12 protein-coding genes are annotated in these 15663 nt (G+C 51.3%); 3 read left to right on the top strand and 9 right to left on the bottom strand.

Annotated elements, in window-relative coordinates:
- Positions 1–76 precede the first annotated feature (76 nt).
- A complete protein-coding gene (locus ACJJIF_RS05550; protein WP_444931248.1) occupies positions 77–1024 on the top strand; it encodes a DMT family transporter in 948 nt (315 codons plus the stop codon).
- Positions 1025–1079: 55 nt separating this feature from the next.
- Here ACJJIF_RS05550 and ACJJIF_RS05555 read toward each other — a convergent pair whose 3' ends face one another.
- Positions 1080–1325: a DUF2164 domain-containing protein gene (locus ACJJIF_RS05555; protein WP_444931249.1), complete on the bottom strand. Its 246-nt coding sequence runs from the start codon at positions 1323–1325 to the stop codon at positions 1080–1082.
- A 195-nt stretch (positions 1326–1520) separates the two neighbouring features.
- On the opposite strand from ACJJIF_RS05555, the gene ACJJIF_RS05560 reads away from it, so the two are divergent.
- Positions 1521–2336, top strand: a complete 816-nt coding sequence (locus ACJJIF_RS05560) for a DUF4349 domain-containing protein (protein ID WP_444931250.1) — start codon at positions 1521–1523, stop codon at positions 2334–2336.
- Between the two features lie 95 nt (positions 2337–2431).
- Here the strand turns inward: ACJJIF_RS05560 and ACJJIF_RS05565 are convergent, their stop codons facing one another.
- From ACJJIF_RS05565 to ACJJIF_RS05590, 6 genes are all read right to left on the bottom strand, one after another.
- On the bottom strand, positions 2432–5071 hold the full coding sequence (locus tag ACJJIF_RS05565; protein WP_444931251.1) for a TonB-dependent receptor: 2640 nt from the start codon (positions 5069–5071) through the stop codon (positions 2432–2434).
- A gap of 826 nt (positions 5072–5897) precedes the next feature.
- Positions 5898–7076: a 2-methylaconitate cis-trans isomerase PrpF gene (prpF, locus tag ACJJIF_RS05570; RefSeq protein WP_444931252.1), complete on the bottom strand. Its 1179-nt coding sequence runs from the start codon at positions 7074–7076 to the stop codon at positions 5898–5900.
- A 3-nt stretch (positions 7077–7079) separates the two neighbouring features.
- Positions 7080–9677: a Fe/S-dependent 2-methylisocitrate dehydratase AcnD gene (gene acnD / locus ACJJIF_RS05575; RefSeq protein ID WP_444931253.1), complete on the bottom strand. Its 2598-nt coding sequence runs from the start codon at positions 9675–9677 to the stop codon at positions 7080–7082.
- 126 nt (positions 9678–9803) lie between these two features.
- Positions 9804–10931: a bifunctional 2-methylcitrate synthase/citrate synthase gene (gene prpC / locus ACJJIF_RS05580; protein WP_444931254.1), complete on the bottom strand. Its 1128-nt coding sequence runs from the start codon at positions 10929–10931 to the stop codon at positions 9804–9806.
- Between the two features lie 87 nt (positions 10932–11018).
- The gene (gene prpB, locus ACJJIF_RS05585; RefSeq protein ID WP_444931255.1) at positions 11019–11897 is read right to left on the bottom strand and encodes a methylisocitrate lyase; all 879 of its coding nucleotides are present in this window, start codon (positions 11895–11897) and stop codon (positions 11019–11021) included.
- Between the two features lie 3 nt (positions 11898–11900).
- Entirely contained in the window at positions 11901–12581 is a 681-nt protein-coding gene (locus ACJJIF_RS05590) for a GntR family transcriptional regulator (protein ID WP_444931256.1), read from the bottom strand.
- Between the two features lie 316 nt (positions 12582–12897).
- On the opposite strand from ACJJIF_RS05590, the gene ACJJIF_RS05595 reads away from it, so the two are divergent.
- Complete coding sequence (locus ACJJIF_RS05595; protein ID WP_444931257.1) at positions 12898–13422, top strand: DUF2062 domain-containing protein; 525 nt, start codon at positions 12898–12900, stop codon at positions 13420–13422.
- A 202-nt stretch (positions 13423–13624) separates the two neighbouring features.
- On the opposite strand, the gene ACJJIF_RS05600 is transcribed toward ACJJIF_RS05595, so the two are convergent.
- Both ACJJIF_RS05600 and lolD read right to left on the bottom strand, forming a co-directional pair.
- Complete coding sequence (locus tag ACJJIF_RS05600) at positions 13625–14884, bottom strand: lipoprotein-releasing ABC transporter permease subunit (protein WP_444931258.1); 1260 nt, start codon at positions 14882–14884, stop codon at positions 13625–13627.
- Entirely contained in the window at positions 14877–15629 is a 753-nt protein-coding gene (lolD, locus tag ACJJIF_RS05605) for a lipoprotein-releasing ABC transporter ATP-binding protein LolD (protein ID WP_444931259.1), read from the bottom strand. The genes ACJJIF_RS05600 and lolD overlap by 8 nt, the downstream gene beginning before the upstream one ends.
- Positions 15630–15663: the final 34 nt, after the last annotated feature.

Genomic DNA, 15663 nt, shown 5'->3' on the forward strand with positions numbered 1-15663 from the left:
TAAATAGTTATAATGATGAATTATCAGCCTAGCAGAAACGACTTACACTTACCTCTCGCTGATAGAGGAAATAGGCATGAGTGAACTGACCAAGGAAATAAACCCAACTGCAAGTGCCAACTCTTCGCTCTGGTGGGTTCACGGCTTGATGCTAATGTGTACATTATTAGTCGCCGGCTCATTTCCGGTTGGCGAACTTATCGCCGATTCACTACCGGCGGACTCCATGATGATGATTCGGTTTTTAATCGCAGCAGGACTGTTTGCACCTTTCATTCTCTTAAAACACGGCGCCCGACTGCCACCCCCCAAAAAACTACTAGGCTATGCATTACTCAGCATTCCCCTGGTTATTTTTTTCTGGTGCATGTTTGAAGCCCTCAAGTACACCAGTGCAGTCAATACCGGCGCTCTTTTCACGGCGGTACCGGCAATGACGGCCATCTTTGCCTTGATCATTAATGGTGAGCACAGCAGCCCCCGCAAAGTTATCGGCCTAAGCCTTGGCACACTGGGAGCCGCCTGGATTGTATTCAGGGGCAATATAACTACCGCAATAGCACTGGATTTAAATAAAGGAGATTGGATATTCACCCTGGGAGCCGTATCGCTGAGCCTCTACAACCCTCTGATCAAGAGGGTTCATTCGGGGGAACCCACCGAGATTATGACATTTTGGGTAATTCTATTCGCTGCCCTCTGGATGCTACTATTAGCATTCCCCAGTTTGAACCAGATAGAATGGTGGCATATACCTGCTGAAACTTACGGTGGACTATTCTATTTGGCCCTGTTCACTACCTTAATCAGCTTTTTTCTACTACAGTTCAGCACATTAAGAATCGGACCAACCAAAGTTGCAGCCTATAGCTTCTTAAACCCAATATTCGTATTAATATTAACCCTGCTACTGGGGATGGCGGAGTTCAATATTCGATTTATACCTGGAATAATTTTAGTCTTTGCAGCCATGCTGATTATTCAGGCAGAAAACCCCAAAAAACAACCCCTACCCAAGCGGTAAACAAAAAATCCATGCAGCCCTTTGATTGAGACCAGACTCAACAAGGGCAACACCTTCAGTTAACAGGCTTTTCTATTTCATAAATAGCATCAGAAATATCCTCTATTTTAGAGGATATAACCACCTGGGCATCATGCAGCCCTTGATTATAGAACCCCGCCCCCATTTCCTTTGCAAGAAAATCAATAAAGAACTCCGCTTCAAAGCTACCAACCTCCAGATCAAACTCCTCAGAGAGATACCCCCTAACTTTCTCTACCAGCTCCAGCTTCCGCCTTTCTTCTAGCTCTATTTCTGCCATCATTGCCCCAAAACAAAAAAATTAGAATAAAACAAATACCAAGGAACACAAAAAAACATCCTATTATGCACCCTTAAGATGCTAGGCATTAACCCTCAAGAGAAAGCACCCACACCGACAATAGTCTTTATTGAAGAATTGTACAATGTTAGATTCCAACCCATTTGAATAACTTACAAGGTAAATGGGAATTAAATGAGACTCTTTAACTATCTACTTCTTATCCTTATATTAGGCGGCTGTTCAGAGTCGAGGGAAAGAGACGCGGTATCCGTATACAGCCCCAACGCTCAAAACCTCAGTAAAGCAACAGCAGATACCTCATCAGCAAGCACCAATGGGAATGAGAGAAGCCAGTATATTGCCTATGAACATTTCCTGACGGCAGAGCTACCAGCCACAGAAGTTGAGCCTGTATTTCACAAGCTCCAGTCACTTTGTCAGCAAGATATAGAGAACGGATGTACCATACTGGACTCCAGTCTCACAAATAATGAAAGCCCTCACGGAAGTATTCAATTTAGAACTCACCCTGACGGTGTTGATAAAATCATTGGCCTAGCATCAAAGCAAGGCACAGTGATACATCGAGAAACCCAAGCTGAAGATCTGCAAACGTATATTGTCGACAATCAAAAACGACTTGAAATGCTACTCCGCTACCAGTCAAGACTGGTAGAACTCGAACAGAAATCTGAAAATGACATCGACACCTTGATAAAGATCGCTGAAAAATTAGCGTCGGTACAATCTGATATTGAGTATTCACAGGGCAAAAAAGCCAAACTATTCCAGCGCACACAGATGGATTTAGTGCAAATCCAGCTGCATGCCAAGTCCTACGTATCCTTCTGGAACCCTATATCAAGCTCCCTTTCTCACTTTGGTGAGAATTTATCTGATGGGCTATCTGAGGCAATCACTGCAATCGCATACCTTTTACCCTGGTCTATTATTATCCTATTTTCAATCTATCTTATTCGTATGATTTGGCATAAGACCAGAAGATAATCATTTACACATAAGGCTTGCACCTCTTTCAGGCATAAAAAAAGCCGGACCGCTTTACGCAGCCCGGCTTTTTGTCACAGCGAAGCAGTAACTAATTAGAAATTATAGTTAAAGCGTACGCCGTAGCTCATTGGAGTGGAGAATGGGCCAGACACCAGGCCATCACTTCCATCTGCATAGTAGGGAACAACTTCGTCAGTCAAATTGTTACCATAGGCTTCAACATTCCACTGATCGTCCGGGCTGATGTACTTCACTGAAGCATTTACCATCCAGAAAGAATCACGGCTGTCGTCATAAGCAGAGGTATCCCCTACAGGGAAATCATGCTTATCGACATTCCAGTAGGTCAGATAGGACTCGTCTTCCCAGTGAATACCGATAAACGGAATGATTGCACCACCATGCGCCAACTCAAAGGTGTGGTCGTAGTTGATGGTGAAGCTGAACTCAGGTGACGCAGGCAGCTCATTACCTTTCAGGTTACGGTAGAGTTCTTCGTTGCTGTTATCGTGAGCTGCGCCCCAGTCATCAATTTCAAAGAGTGACTGGTTATTGAAGTTCCAGCGGTTCACAAAGTCAGAAGTGATTTCCGTCTGCATCCAAGTGGCGAAACCGCTAATTCGACCATTCGGATAGGGAGCCCAGTCGAACTCAAACTCCATACCCATAATTTCCGCTCTGGCGGCATTCTTTGTCAGGTAAATTACATAAGGCTCTGTAGTAATTTCGCCGGTCAAGTTACCTTCATCGTCTCGCTCTTCAACGTAGTAAGTATACGCAGTGTCCGGTGCGGCCAGCTGCATATCTTTGTACCTAGAGAAAAAGAAAGTATTGGCCAGATTTAAACGGCCATCCAGGAAAGTTCCTTTAGCACCAAATTCCCAAGTAACAACCTTTTCTTCATCATAGTTGGTGTCAAAAGTGGCCACTACGATACGATTGCCATCCTCATCAAGGATATCTTGGGCGGTATCAGGGTCTTGTGCGAACTGGCTAATAACATCACCCAAACCACCAGATTTAAATCCAGTTGCGACGTAGGCATAGAGCATTACATCGTCAGTCAGGTCGTAATCAAGACCGATTCGGTAATCGCCGTTGTCCCAATCGTCACTGATATCATTGTACGTATCGATAGTGTAGATAGAGTCATTAGCAAAGTAGTCAGTGGACAACTCACCAAAGAGTGACTGGCTGTATGCGGGGAAACACCCATACTCACCCGTTTCATCCGTATCCTGTGACCAGTCACGAGTACAGCTTAGGTTATTACCGCCCTTATCGCTTTTCTCATCGTAGGTATAGCGGCCACCCAGTGTCAGGTGCAGAGTATCGGTGAGACTATAGGTTGCCTGGGCAAATGCCCCAAGTGCATCAACACTTCTCTCTGGCTGACGCCAGAAAACGGCATTATCCAGCGAAGCCAGGAAGTAGCCATTCAGGTCCGTAGATTCATGGAAATAGAATAGGCCCGTAATCCATTGCAGAGGAGCATCATCGGTCGATTGGAGCTGTAACTCATGGGAGTATGAGATATTTTCGGCATCAGTGATACTCATGCTCATATCCCAGGTATTTCGACCCGCATCAATATCGATCAGGTTACTGCGATTCTGTACTGCATAGCCGGTGTTGTACACAAACGCCATGCTATCGCTAAAGTCCCAGCGGAAATTAGAGCGGAATGAGGTCATGGTGAGATCAAGTTCACCAGGAACATTAACCGCTACAGTGTACTCATCGGCACCGGAACCGTAATAAGTTTCGCAATTTACGCCATCATCGCGCTCATCAGCCTTATCACAATCAATGGTATTAATACCACCGGCACTTTTGTCCTCATAATGCTCAGCTACGGCATACCAGGAAATGTCTTCAGTTGGTTCCCACAGGGCACCAATACGCACTGCTTGCTGGTCAACATTTCCGTAGAAGTCATCCGCATCAGCCCTTACCAGGGAAACATCCTCAGATGCCCACCAGTTGCCATCCTGAGTAAATGTGCGCGCTGCATCATCAGAAAGCGCGGTAGCCCCAAGAGTATCCGCGTCGATATAACGGTTATCATACTGGTTAGCGTCGTAGTAACCAGTCAGATAAGAGTCTCTCGTTTCATCCATAAAGGATGCGCGAAGAGCAAAGGTATCAGAAACCGGGATATTAATAACACCCTTTACCATTTCCTGATTCCAGCGGCCAAATTCAACGCCCACGGAACCTTCAAATTCGTTGATTACCGGTCTCTTTGAGATAACATTGATGGCGCCTACTGTAGAGTTACGGCCATAAAGAGTGCCTTGAGGTCCACGCATGGCTTCAACCCTTTCAGAGTCAAACATCATTGCCATAGCAGATTGGGGACGTGATGAGTAAATACCATCAAAGTGCAAGCCGACCGCCGGATCGCCAAGTTCGCTGGTGTTGGTAGAACGCACGCCGCGCATGGAAATTACTGGGGAGGACTGGGAGGCGTCGTAGCCAATATCCACATTGGGGATAGTATTGCCCAGATCTTTTACATTTTTGATACCCTGGCGATCCAGCTCTTCCTGCGTAAACGCACTGATCGCTACCGGTGTATCCATCAAGTTGGTTTCACGCTTGGTTGCGGTAACTGTCACCTCTTCCAGCGCCCAATCGTCATCCTGCTGGCTATCTTCCTGAGCCCAAGCCGACCCTACCGCGACATTTGCCATTGCAATTGCAAAGGTAAGTGGTTTTCTAATTCTCATTGATGTCTCTCCAATCTGCTGCAAAAGGAAAGCCACATTTATTTTTTAATGCATGGCCATCCCATAGGGCCGTCGGCAGTACGGCGGCTAGGGTAAAATCTCAAAAAGAAGGGAGGTAAGAAACTCAGATACGATAGAGCGGATCGCGACTAGGACAAGCAGGACTAGTTCACTATTTATTACTGCCATGCCCGACTGGCAAGTCAGGCGGACATCGGAACCTTAGAATTTATGGGTTGAGTTTTTATGAATATTAGGAATTTGTTTTAAAAAATCTCTACCTGTATCTCCGGCACACTCCCAACAGCAGAGCTTAAATATACGTCCTCTAAACTATAAAGACCATATTAAAAGCAATTTGAATGTGACCATTAAGACAACAGATACCTAACAAAAATAGGTAACACCTATTAGTCCTAAATAAAAGGCTTGTTTAAATCTCACAAATAAACCGCAAAAACATTTACCAACATTGTCCAACACCATCTATTAGCTATAAAAACAAAAAAAGAGAACAATATTCCTAAAATGAGATAAATATATGGGAAATATTCCACCCTTATCCCAAAACCAATCTATCAGTGGCGCATATAAAAGATAGCGAAGCAACGGAGTGGAAAAATAAAAAGGGGCCAAAAGGCCCTAGTCCCTTGCAAGAGCTGCAACGCAGCAGCTGTGGCCTTCAAGGCCCGCTCTTCGGGGCTTGCAGAGCGATTCACACTCCGCGTTACGACTTCTCGAAAGGTCTAGACATTCCTGCGAAGCCGCGCCTTGATTGTGAACAGCTCTGTAAGCCAGAGGCATCACAGAGCTGTTCAGAGGCTCCCTAAAAGCTATCCCCCGGCACTCGCACCCACCCTTCCATCAGGATTCGGGCACTACGGCTCATAATGGCCTTGGTGGCAGTCCACTGCCCTTTGACCTCTTTGGCTTCAGCACCCACACGCAAGGTGCCCGATGGGTGACCAAAACAAACGGAGTTGCGCTCACCCCCACCGGCGGCAAGGTTAACCAAAGTCCCAGGGATCGCTGCGGCGGTGCCAATGGCTACCGCTGCCGTACCCATCATGGCGTGATGCAACTTGCCCATAGATAAGGCCCGCACAAGGAGATCGACCTCGGAAGATGCCACTGCTTTGCCACTGGATGCAGTGTAATCCTGCGGTTTAGCGACAAAAGCAATCTTAGGGGTGTGATGGCGATTGGCAGCTTCTTCAATGCTAGAGACCAATCCCATCTTTACTGCACCGTGAACGCGAATGCTCTCAAACATCGCCAGTGCCTTGCTGTCACCGTTGATGGCCTCCTGCAATTCAGTACCGGTATAACCAATAGCTTCTGCATTGACGAAAATCGTCGGAATGCCAGCATTGATCATGGTGGCCTTGAGCACACCTACATCGGGCACTTCCAGATCATCGACCAGGTTACCGGTAGGAAACATGGCACCCTCACCATCGGCGGGGTCCATAAATTCCACTTCCACTTCAGCCGCCGGAAAAGTCACTCCGTCCAGCTCAAAGCCTCCGGTTTCCTGAACTTCACCGTTGGTCATAGGTACATGGGCAACAATGGTCTTGCCAATATTGGCCTGCCAGATACGCACGGTACAGATGCCATTTTCCGGCACTCTGGTGGGCTCTACAAAACCGCTATTGATCGCAAAGGCACCCACGGCGGCGGTGAGGTTGCCGCAGTTACCACTCCAATCAACAAACGGCTTATCGATGGAAACCTGACCAAACAGGTAGTTCACATCGTGATCGGCTTTATCGCTGGGCGACAAGATTACCGTTTTGCTAGTGCTTGAAGTAGCGCCACCCATACCATCGGTTTGCTTACCGTAGGGGTCTGGACTGCCAATCACACGCAGCAGCAGGTTGTCACGGGCCTGCCCCGGCACCTGGGCAACTTCGGGCAGATCTTGCAAGCGGAAGAAAACACCCTTGCTGGTTCCCCCGCGCATATAAGTCGCGGGGATTTTAACTTGAGGAGCAAACTTCATAACTCAGGCCGTCGCTTCTGCTTCAAGGAAGTCTTTGGCAAAGCGCTGCAAAACACCCCCAGCCTCGTAAATGGAAACTTCTTCTGCGGTATCCAGGCGGCAGGTAACCAGAGCCTCAATCGTCTCACCATTAGCGCGGTGGATAAGCAGGGTCAACGTGGCATGGGGAGTGCGCTCACCGATTACGTCAAAACTTTCGGTACCGTCGATACCCAAAGTTTCACGGGTAGTGCCCGACTTAAACTCCAACGGCAATACACCCATACCGATCAGGTTAGTGCGATGAATTCGCTCGAAGCCTTCGGCCACAATCGCTTCCACACCGGCAAGGCGCACACCTTTCGCAGCCCAGTCACGGGAGGAGCCCTGCCCGTAATCAGCGCCTGCAATGATAATCAGCGGCTGCTTGCGATCCATATAGGTCTCGATGGCTTCCCACATACGGGTAACCTGCCCTTCCGGCTCGACACGAGCCAGGGAGCCCTGGCGAATCTCGCCGTTATCATCGCGTACCATTTCGTTGAGTAGCTTCGGATTGGCGAAAGTTGCACGCTGGGCAGTGAGGTGGTCGCCACGGTGAGTCGCGTAGGAGTTAAAGTCCTCCTCCGGCAATCCCATTTTCGCCAGGTATTCACCGGCAGCACTGCTGGCCAGAATGGCATTGGACGGAGACAAGTGGTCGGTAGTGATATTGTCACCCAGCACCGCCAGCGGGCGCATACCCTTCAAACTGCGCTCGCCTGCCAGGGCACCTTCCCAATAAGGTGGGCGGCGGATATAGGTGCTCATCGGGCGCCAGTGGTAGAGTGCGTGGCCCTGCTCTTCTGCGGCATCCCGCTCTTCGAACATGGGAATATACACATCGCGGAACTGCTGTGGCTTCACGCTCTGACGTACGATCGCATCGATCTCTTCATCGCTGGGCCAGATATCTTTCAGGGTAATCGGGTTGCCATCGGCATCGTATCCCAGTGCATCCTTTTCAATATCGAACCGGATGGTGCCGGCAATAGCGTAGGCAACGACCAGCGGCGGTGAAGCCAGGAAAGCCTGCTTGGCATAGGGGTGGATACGACCGTCGAAGTTGCGGTTTCCGGACAGGACCGCAGTAGCATACAGATCGCGATCAATCACTTCCTGCTGAATTTTCGGGTCCAGGGCACCGCTCATGCCGTTACAGGTGGTGCAGGCGAAAGCCACTACGCCGAAGCCCATCTGCTCCAGATCCGGTAGCAGGTCGGCCTCTTCCAGATACATTTTTACCGTTTTGGAGCCTGGAGCCAGGGAGGACTTGACCCAGGGCTTGCGGGTCAGGCCGAGCTTGTTCGCATTGCGGGCAATCAGACCTGCGGCAATCATATTGCGCGGGTTGCTGGTATTGGTGCAGCTGGTAATCGCGGCAATAATCACAGCACCATCGGGCATCTCACCGGCTTTCTCTTCCCAGGCCTTGGCGATACCGCGATTGGCCAGTTCCGAGGCCGGCAGCAGCGCGTGGGGGTTGGAGGGGCCCGCAAGGTTGCGGCCGACTGTATCCAGATCGAACTTCAGTACGCGCTCGTATTCGGCATCCTTCAAAGTATCGGACCAGAGGCCCGTTTCCCTGGCAAACTTCTCTACCAAAGCTACCTGCTCATCATCGCGGCCGGTGAGTTTGAGATAGTCGATGGTTTGCTCATCGATAGAGAACATGGCCGCAGTAGCGCCATACTCCGGAGTCATATTGGAAATAGTGGCGCGATCGCCCAGGGTCAGGTTGGAAGCCCCTTCACCGTAAAACTCCAGGTAGGCTCCAACCACGCGCTCGCGGCGCAGGAATTCAGTGAGGGCCAATACCAAGTCGGTACCGGTTATACCGGGCTGCAACTTTCCGCTGAGTTCCACCCCAACAATATGCGGCAGACGCATATAAGAGGCGCGGCCAAGCATCACGCTCTCAGCTTCCAGGCCGCCAACACCCACAGAAATCACACCCAGAGCATCTACCATCGGCGTGTGGCTGTCGGTACCGACACAGGTATCCGGGAAGGCCACGCCCTCGCGCACCTGCACCACCGGAGACATCTTCTCCAGATTGATCTGGTGCATGATGCCGTTCCCGGGGGGAATCACATCGACGTTTTCAAATGCGGTTTTGGTCCAGTTGATAAAGTGGAAGCGGTCTTCGTTACGACGCTCCTCTACCGCACGATTTTTTTCAAAAGCATCCTTCTCAAATCCGGGGTGCTCTACCGCGAGGGAGTGATCCACAATCAACTGGGTGGGAACAACTGGATTTACCTTGGCGGGATCACCGCCTTTATCGGCAATGGCATCGCGCAGACCGGCCAGGTCTACCAGCGCGGTTTGGCCGAGGATGTCGTGGCACACCACTCGGGCTGGAAACCAAGGGAAGTCCAACTCGCGCTTGCGCTCAATAATCTGTTTCAGGGAGTCGGTCAGTTTTGCCGGCTCGCAGCGACGCACCAGGTTTTCCGCCAGAATACGTGAGGTATACGGCAGTTTGGCATAGGCTCCGGGCTGGATCGCGTCAACAGCGGCTCGGGTATCGAAATAATCGAGGTCTGTTCCGGGCAGTGATTTGCGGTAATCAGTATTCATAGCAGGTAAATCAGTCGAATCTTTTTTTAAAATCGTGTCTCTTCTGAGGGTGGCTCCAGGCCACTCACCAAAGGCGACCTGGAGCCGGCACACCGGGTGTGCCTCATTTCAAAAGTGAAATGAAAATTAACCGCGCTCGGCGATTGGAGTTACTGTACGGGGCTCAACACCCACATACTCTGCACTCGGGCGAATAATGCGGTTGTCAGCGCGCTGCTCAAATACATGTGCAGCCCAGCCGGTAACGCGGGACATTACAAAAATCGGGGTGAATAACTTTGTCGGAATACCCATAAAGTGATACGCGGAAGCGTGGAAAAAGTCTGCATTACAGAACAATTTTTTCTCGCGCCACATAACTTCTTCACAGCGAACGGATACCGGGTACAGCACGGTATCACCCACATCCTCAGCCAACTTTTCAGACCAGCCTTTGATGATCTCATTGCGCGGATCGGACTCGCGGTAAACCGCATGGCCAAAGCCCATAATCTTCTCTTTGCGCTCCAGCATACCCAGCAGTTCTTTCTCTGCTTCGTCCGGATTAGAGAAACGCTCGATCAGCTCCATTGCCGCCTCGTTGGCACCACCATGCAGAGGACCACGCAGAGTGCCGATGGCACCGGTGATACAGCTGAACAGGTCGGACAAAGTGGAGGCACAAACACGCGCGCTAAAAGTCGATGCGTTAAATTCGTGCTCTGCGTACAGGATCAGGGAAACGTTCATAACCTGCTCGTGCAGCGCATTGGGCTTCTCATCGCGCAACATATGCAGGAAGTGACCGCCGATGCTGTCGTCATCAGTTTCAGTTTCGATGCGCACATTGTCGTGGGTGAAACGGTACCAATAACAGATGATGGAGGGGAATGCGGCCAACAGGCGGTTGGCTTTTTCCAGCTGCTGGGCGAAGGAGTCTTCACCTTCCAGGTTGCCCAACATGGAGCAGCCGGTGCGCATTACGTCCATCGGGTGAGCATCAGCCGGGATGCGCTCAAGTACTTCTTTTAATGCCTGCGGCAGGCCGCGCTTGGTTTTCAGTAGCGCTTTGTACTCTGTCAGCTCTTCCGCAGTGGGTAGTTCTCCATAGAAAATTAGGTAGGCAACTTCTTCAAACTCACAGTGTTGGGCCAGATCTTTAATATCGTAACCGCGATAGGTAAGGCCGGAACCGGATTTACCCACGGTGGAAAGTGCAGTTTTACCCGCTACCTGGCCGCGCAGACCAGCACCACCCAATGCTTTATCTACCATCTTCTTATCTCCCCTGTTTTATACACACCTAGTGTGTTCATCCAATTGAAAGCGCAGCGCCCAGCCTTGCCGCCGGGCGGATTATCCCTACTTATTGAAAAGTTCGTCCAGCTTCTGCTCAAACTCGTGATAATTCAGGTAATCGTACAGCTCCTCACGGGTCTGCATGGTATTGACAACCGCTTGTTGATCGCCATTTTGCAGGATGCTGGTATAAACATTTTCCGCAGCACGGTTCATCGCACGAAACGCCGACAGTGGATACAGTACGATATCTGCACCCGCTTCACCCAGTTCTTTAACGTTATACAGTTTAGTTTTACCAAACTCGGTGATATTCGCCAAAATCGGCACATTTAACGCGTCTTTAAATGCACGATAGTGCTCCAGTTCAGTAACCGCTTCCGCGAAAATACCGTCGGCGCCAGCCTCGATACAGGCCTGGGCGCGTTCAATAGCCGCATCGAGCCCTTCCTGCGCAAAAGCATCGGTACGAGCCATTACAAAGAAATCGTCATCGGTACGAGCATCTACAGCTGCTTTGATGCGGTCGACCATCTCCTGCTTGGAAACAATTTCTTTATTTGGGCGATGGCCGCAACGCTTCTGTGCAACCTGATCTTCGATATGCACCGCAGCAGCACCAGCGCGGATCATCTCCTTAATGGTGCGGGAGATATTGAAAGCACCGCCCCAACCCGTGTCGATATCCACCAATAGCGGCAGCTCACTGGCTGCGGTTATACGACGCACATCCTCCAGCACATTGTCGAGACTGGTCATTCCCAAATCTGGCAGGCCGTAGGAGGCGTTGGCAACACCGGCACCGGACAAGTAAATCGCCTTGTGACCAATACGCTCGGCCATAATGGCGGAGTAGGCGTTGATGGTACCAACCACTTGCAGCGGTTGATTCTCGGTGAGTGCCGCGCGGAAACGCGCGCCAGCGGAAGGCTTTTGGCTCATGCTCTACCTCAGTTTCTTTTCAATGTTTATTCTCGAGGCGCGGATATGCCGGCGCATCAACAGCTCCGCCAGCTCACCATCCCCGGCCTCAATGGCCTCAATGATATGGTTGTGCTCGCGGAGTGCCCGCTGGGCCCTGGGACTGGCCATGCCCAGCTGGTAGCGGTACATACGAACACGGTAATAAAGTCGGTTGCACAGGGTATCGATCAAAAGATCATTTTTTGATGCCTGCACGATACGGAAATGAAAGTCGAAATCCCCCTCCGGCTGGAAGTACGCTTTACCGGCCTGCAACTCTTCCTGCTGCTCATGGTGATAGAGCATTTGACGCAGCTCAATTAAGTCCTCTTCGCTGCGCTGCTCTGCGGCCAGGCGACAGGCCATCCCCTCCAGAGCTTCGCGAACTTCATAGAGTTCCAGCAAACCGCGCTCAGTCAACTCTACAACCCGGGCGCCAACATTCACTCTGCGCTCCAGTAGGCCCAGAGACTCCAAGCGCATCACAGCTTCGCGCAGGCTGCCGCGACTGGCATTAAAACGACGCGCCAGTTCCGGCTCACTAATTTTGCTACCGGAGGCAATTTGCCCCTCCACAATTTCCGCGCGCAAAGTTAGGAATAAGCGTTCGGCCAGGCTCTGGCGCTCTTCCGAAACTGAATCGCGAGTACCACCTACAGTCATGCAAACCCTGGATTGTCGACAATCTTTAAGGGATAAAACATTAAATCAGCGACAGTTTCTCGTCAACTGCGGGTATAGAGAGACAAATATTAAAGATTGTTGACAATAAGGCAAAATAGGTGACTTTAAACAGAGCGGTAGTCTTGCCATGCTTAAGTGGGCATAATAGCGCCCGCGCCAAATGAGACGTGTTCGACTGACGAATGTGAGCACTCTATGCTTGTTTGGGGCTTAGGGGAAATCCCGCAGAAAGAATATCCAGGCCTCGGAACAGCGCTTGTTTTAGGCTGCCACCACCCAGGTTACAGACAGAGTTATGCCGAAGAGTATTATCAGGCGATGGCTGCCAAGCCCCGAAGAAGTTAGAGCCAACAATGGCCTCAAATTTCTGGGGACTCTTCTCCACGACCCCAACCTTTTCCATTTGAACCGGCATTCGGTCTCGGTCGCATTTGCAGCAGGTGTATTTACCAGCTTCCTACCCCTGCCAGGCCAGATGATTATTGCCGCGTTACTGGCCCTTTGGCTACGCTGCAATCTCCCCCTATCCATTATTCTGGTATGGATTAGCAATCCGATCACCATGCCCGCCATTTTCTTTAGCACCTACAAACTCGGTGCCTGGGTCCTCGGAGCGCCACCGGTAGACTTCAGTATAGAGCTGTCGTGGGAGTGGCTGACGACTGAGGTCGGGAAAATCTGGTTGCCGCTATTTACCGGCTCACTACTCGCCGGGGTATTCTTTGCAGCAGCTGCCTACTTCACTATGCGCGCCCTTTGGCGCTGGCATGTGGTGAAGAAATGGAAAATGCGCATCCAAAAGCGCTCAGCGGCCGGTTAACTCCCCCTGCCGCATATTCGATACGCGCTTCACAGGGCTAACCCCCCAGATTGCTTCAGTGTGCTGACGCATAACTCTCGATATTGCCCCGGGAGAAACAACCCCAGGCAAAGCTCCGGAGCCGCCTCAACACACAGAAAATCCGCAGGCACCGGTCGGCATTGTCTAAAACTGGTGCCTGGAGCAAATCCCGCCCTACCGACTATTCATTGCGCAAAGCAGCGGCCGGCTGCACCCGGCTGGCTTTCAAGGCGGGATAGAGGGTTGCCAGGAGGCTGAGTGCAAACCCTACAGATACCACCAGGACTACGTCCTGCCACATCAGCTGAGACGGCAAATAATCCACCGGGTAGACATCGGATTTCAAAAATTGAACCCCCAACAAGGTCTCCAGCCCAGCGACCAATTTAGTCACTGTTAGAGAGCCCAACACCCCCAAAACACCGCCAATTAGGGCGCCGACCAATCCCACCAGGGCCCCCTGACTCACAAAGGTCAGTAAGATCTGCCGGGTGCTGGCCCCCAAAGTGCGAAGAATGGCGATATCGCTGTGTTTATCGATAACCACCATCACCAGAGTGGAAACCACATTAAAAGCGGCAATTGCAATAATCAGGAATACCAGCAGCCCCACCAGATTGCGGGACATCTGGATAGCCTGGTAGAGATTTCCGTGAGTGCGACTCCAGTCAGTGCCGTAGAAATTTCCCCGAGGCAGATCTTGCAAGAGGCGCCGCATAATCCAGTTGGCCTCAAGCATCTCATTGACCCGCAGCTGAATCCCCGCCCCGCCGCTGCCTCCAGCCAATGCCTTAGCCTGCTGCCAGGATACCAGGGCAAGGGATTGATCCAGCACTGTACCGGAGTGGAAAACCTGCGCTACTTTAAATCCGGCAACCCGGGCAGCCCTGCGTACACCGGTGGCACTGTCGTTATTGGGCACAATCAGAGAGAGGTAATCGCCAGCCTCAACCCCGAGCTTTTTCGCAAGACCTTTACCCAGAACCACACCCGGTTCAGAGGGGTTCATTAGGGCATCGAAGGATGCGGGTTTAACGAAGTCCCCAATATTGGAGACTGCGCTAATGGTCTCGGGATTGACTCCCTGCACCAGCAGTGGCGTCACCTCAGCCCCGCGCCTGGCCAACGCGTTGACCTGCCACACCTCCGCCGCAGAGAGAACCGCAGGGTCGGAAACCAACTGCTGGCGCAACTGGGGCCAATCCACATCCGGACTGCTGTTGTAAATAGTGGCATGAGGCATAATCCCCAAAATTCGCTCGCGCAGCTCCCGATCAAAACCATTCATCACCGACATCACCACAATCATCAGGGCGACACCGAGAATCAGGCCAATCATCGATAAACCAGAAATAAACGAGACTAGAGCGGCCGAGTCATCGCTTCGACGCTGGGCTCCGGCGTAACGCAATCCAATAAAGGCGGGAAGTGGCTTAAACATGATCACCCTGGTGCCAATCGGCGGTCAGCTGCCCATCGATCAAATGCAGGCAGCGATCCAAGGCCGCAGCGAGATCCGGGTCGTGAGTAACAATCACAAAACTGATGCCCATCTCCCGGTTCAATCGATCCATCAACTTGTGGATCTCCGCAGCCGTGGCCCGATCCAGGTTACCGGTGGGCTCATCCATCAACACACAGGCGGGCCTTGTCACCAGCGACCGGGCAATAGCCACACGCTGCCGCTCCCCTCCAGACAACTGTGATGGCTTGTGCCCCATGCGCTCACCCAGCCCTACCGCTCTGAGCATCTCCTCCGCCTCTTTGCGGGCATCGGCTACAGAGCGCTTGCCAATCAGCAGTGGCATTGCGACATTTTCCAGGGCGGAAAACTCATTGAGCAAGTGGTGAAACTGATAGACAAAACCGAGGCTACTGTTGCGCAGCCAGCCGCGTTCATTGGCATTGAGGTCGGCGAGATTCTTTCCCGCCACCCAGACCTCACCAGAGCTGGGGGTATCGAGGCCACCGAGCAGATTGAGCAGCGTCGACTTGCCGGAACCAGATGCCCCGACAATGGCGAGTTTCTCGCCCCGCTTAACCTCCAGCTCGGCACCACTCAACACCTCCAGGTCCCTACCGCCCTGGCGATAATGCTTGCGCAATTGCCGACACACTAAAACGGCATCACCGGGAGCCGGTGCAGGCCGCGCTTTTTCAGTATCTATTTCCACTCGACTGTTCATCAAACTATTCGCTGTCTCTTAACGCCTATAAATC

The sequence above is a fragment of the Microbulbifer regidiadema (SeqCode) genome (assembly GCF_052467605.1).

Bases quoted from the DNA above. Each gene is read 5' to 3' on its own strand.
- ACJJIF_RS05550 (WP_444931248.1), top strand. From the start codon at position 77: ATGAGTGAACTGACCAAGGAAATAAACCCAACTGCAAGTGCCAACTCT.
- ACJJIF_RS05555 (WP_444931249.1), bottom strand. From the start codon at position 1,325: ATGGCAGAAATAGAGCTAGAAGAAAGGCGGAAGCTGGAGCTGGTAGAG.
- ACJJIF_RS05560 (WP_444931250.1), top strand. From the start codon at position 1,521: ATGAGACTCTTTAACTATCTACTTCTTATCCTTATATTAGGCGGCTGT.
- ACJJIF_RS05565 (WP_444931251.1), bottom strand. From the start codon at position 5,071: ATGAGAATTAGAAAACCACTTACCTTTGCAATTGCAATGGCAAATGTC.
- prpF (WP_444931252.1), bottom strand. From the start codon at position 7,076: ATGAAGTTTGCTCCTCAAGTTAAAATCCCCGCGACTTATATGCGCGGG.
- acnD (WP_444931253.1), bottom strand. From the start codon at position 9,677: ATGAATACTGATTACCGCAAATCACTGCCCGGAACAGACCTCGATTAT.
- prpC (WP_444931254.1), bottom strand. From the start codon at position 10,931: ATGGTAGATAAAGCATTGGGTGGTGCTGGTCTGCGCGGCCAGGTAGCG.
- prpB (WP_444931255.1), bottom strand. From the start codon at position 11,897: ATGAGCCAAAAGCCTTCCGCTGGCGCGCGTTTCCGCGCGGCACTCACC.
- ACJJIF_RS05590 (WP_444931256.1), bottom strand. From the start codon at position 12,581: ATGACTGTAGGTGGTACTCGCGATTCAGTTTCGGAAGAGCGCCAGAGC.
- ACJJIF_RS05595 (WP_444931257.1), top strand. From the start codon at position 12,898: ATGCCGAAGAGTATTATCAGGCGATGGCTGCCAAGCCCCGAAGAAGTT.
- ACJJIF_RS05600 (WP_444931258.1), bottom strand. From the start codon at position 14,884: ATGTTTAAGCCACTTCCCGCCTTTATTGGATTGCGTTACGCCGGAGCC.
- lolD (WP_444931259.1), bottom strand. From the start codon at position 15,629: ATGAACAGTCGAGTGGAAATAGATACTGAAAAAGCGCGGCCTGCACCG.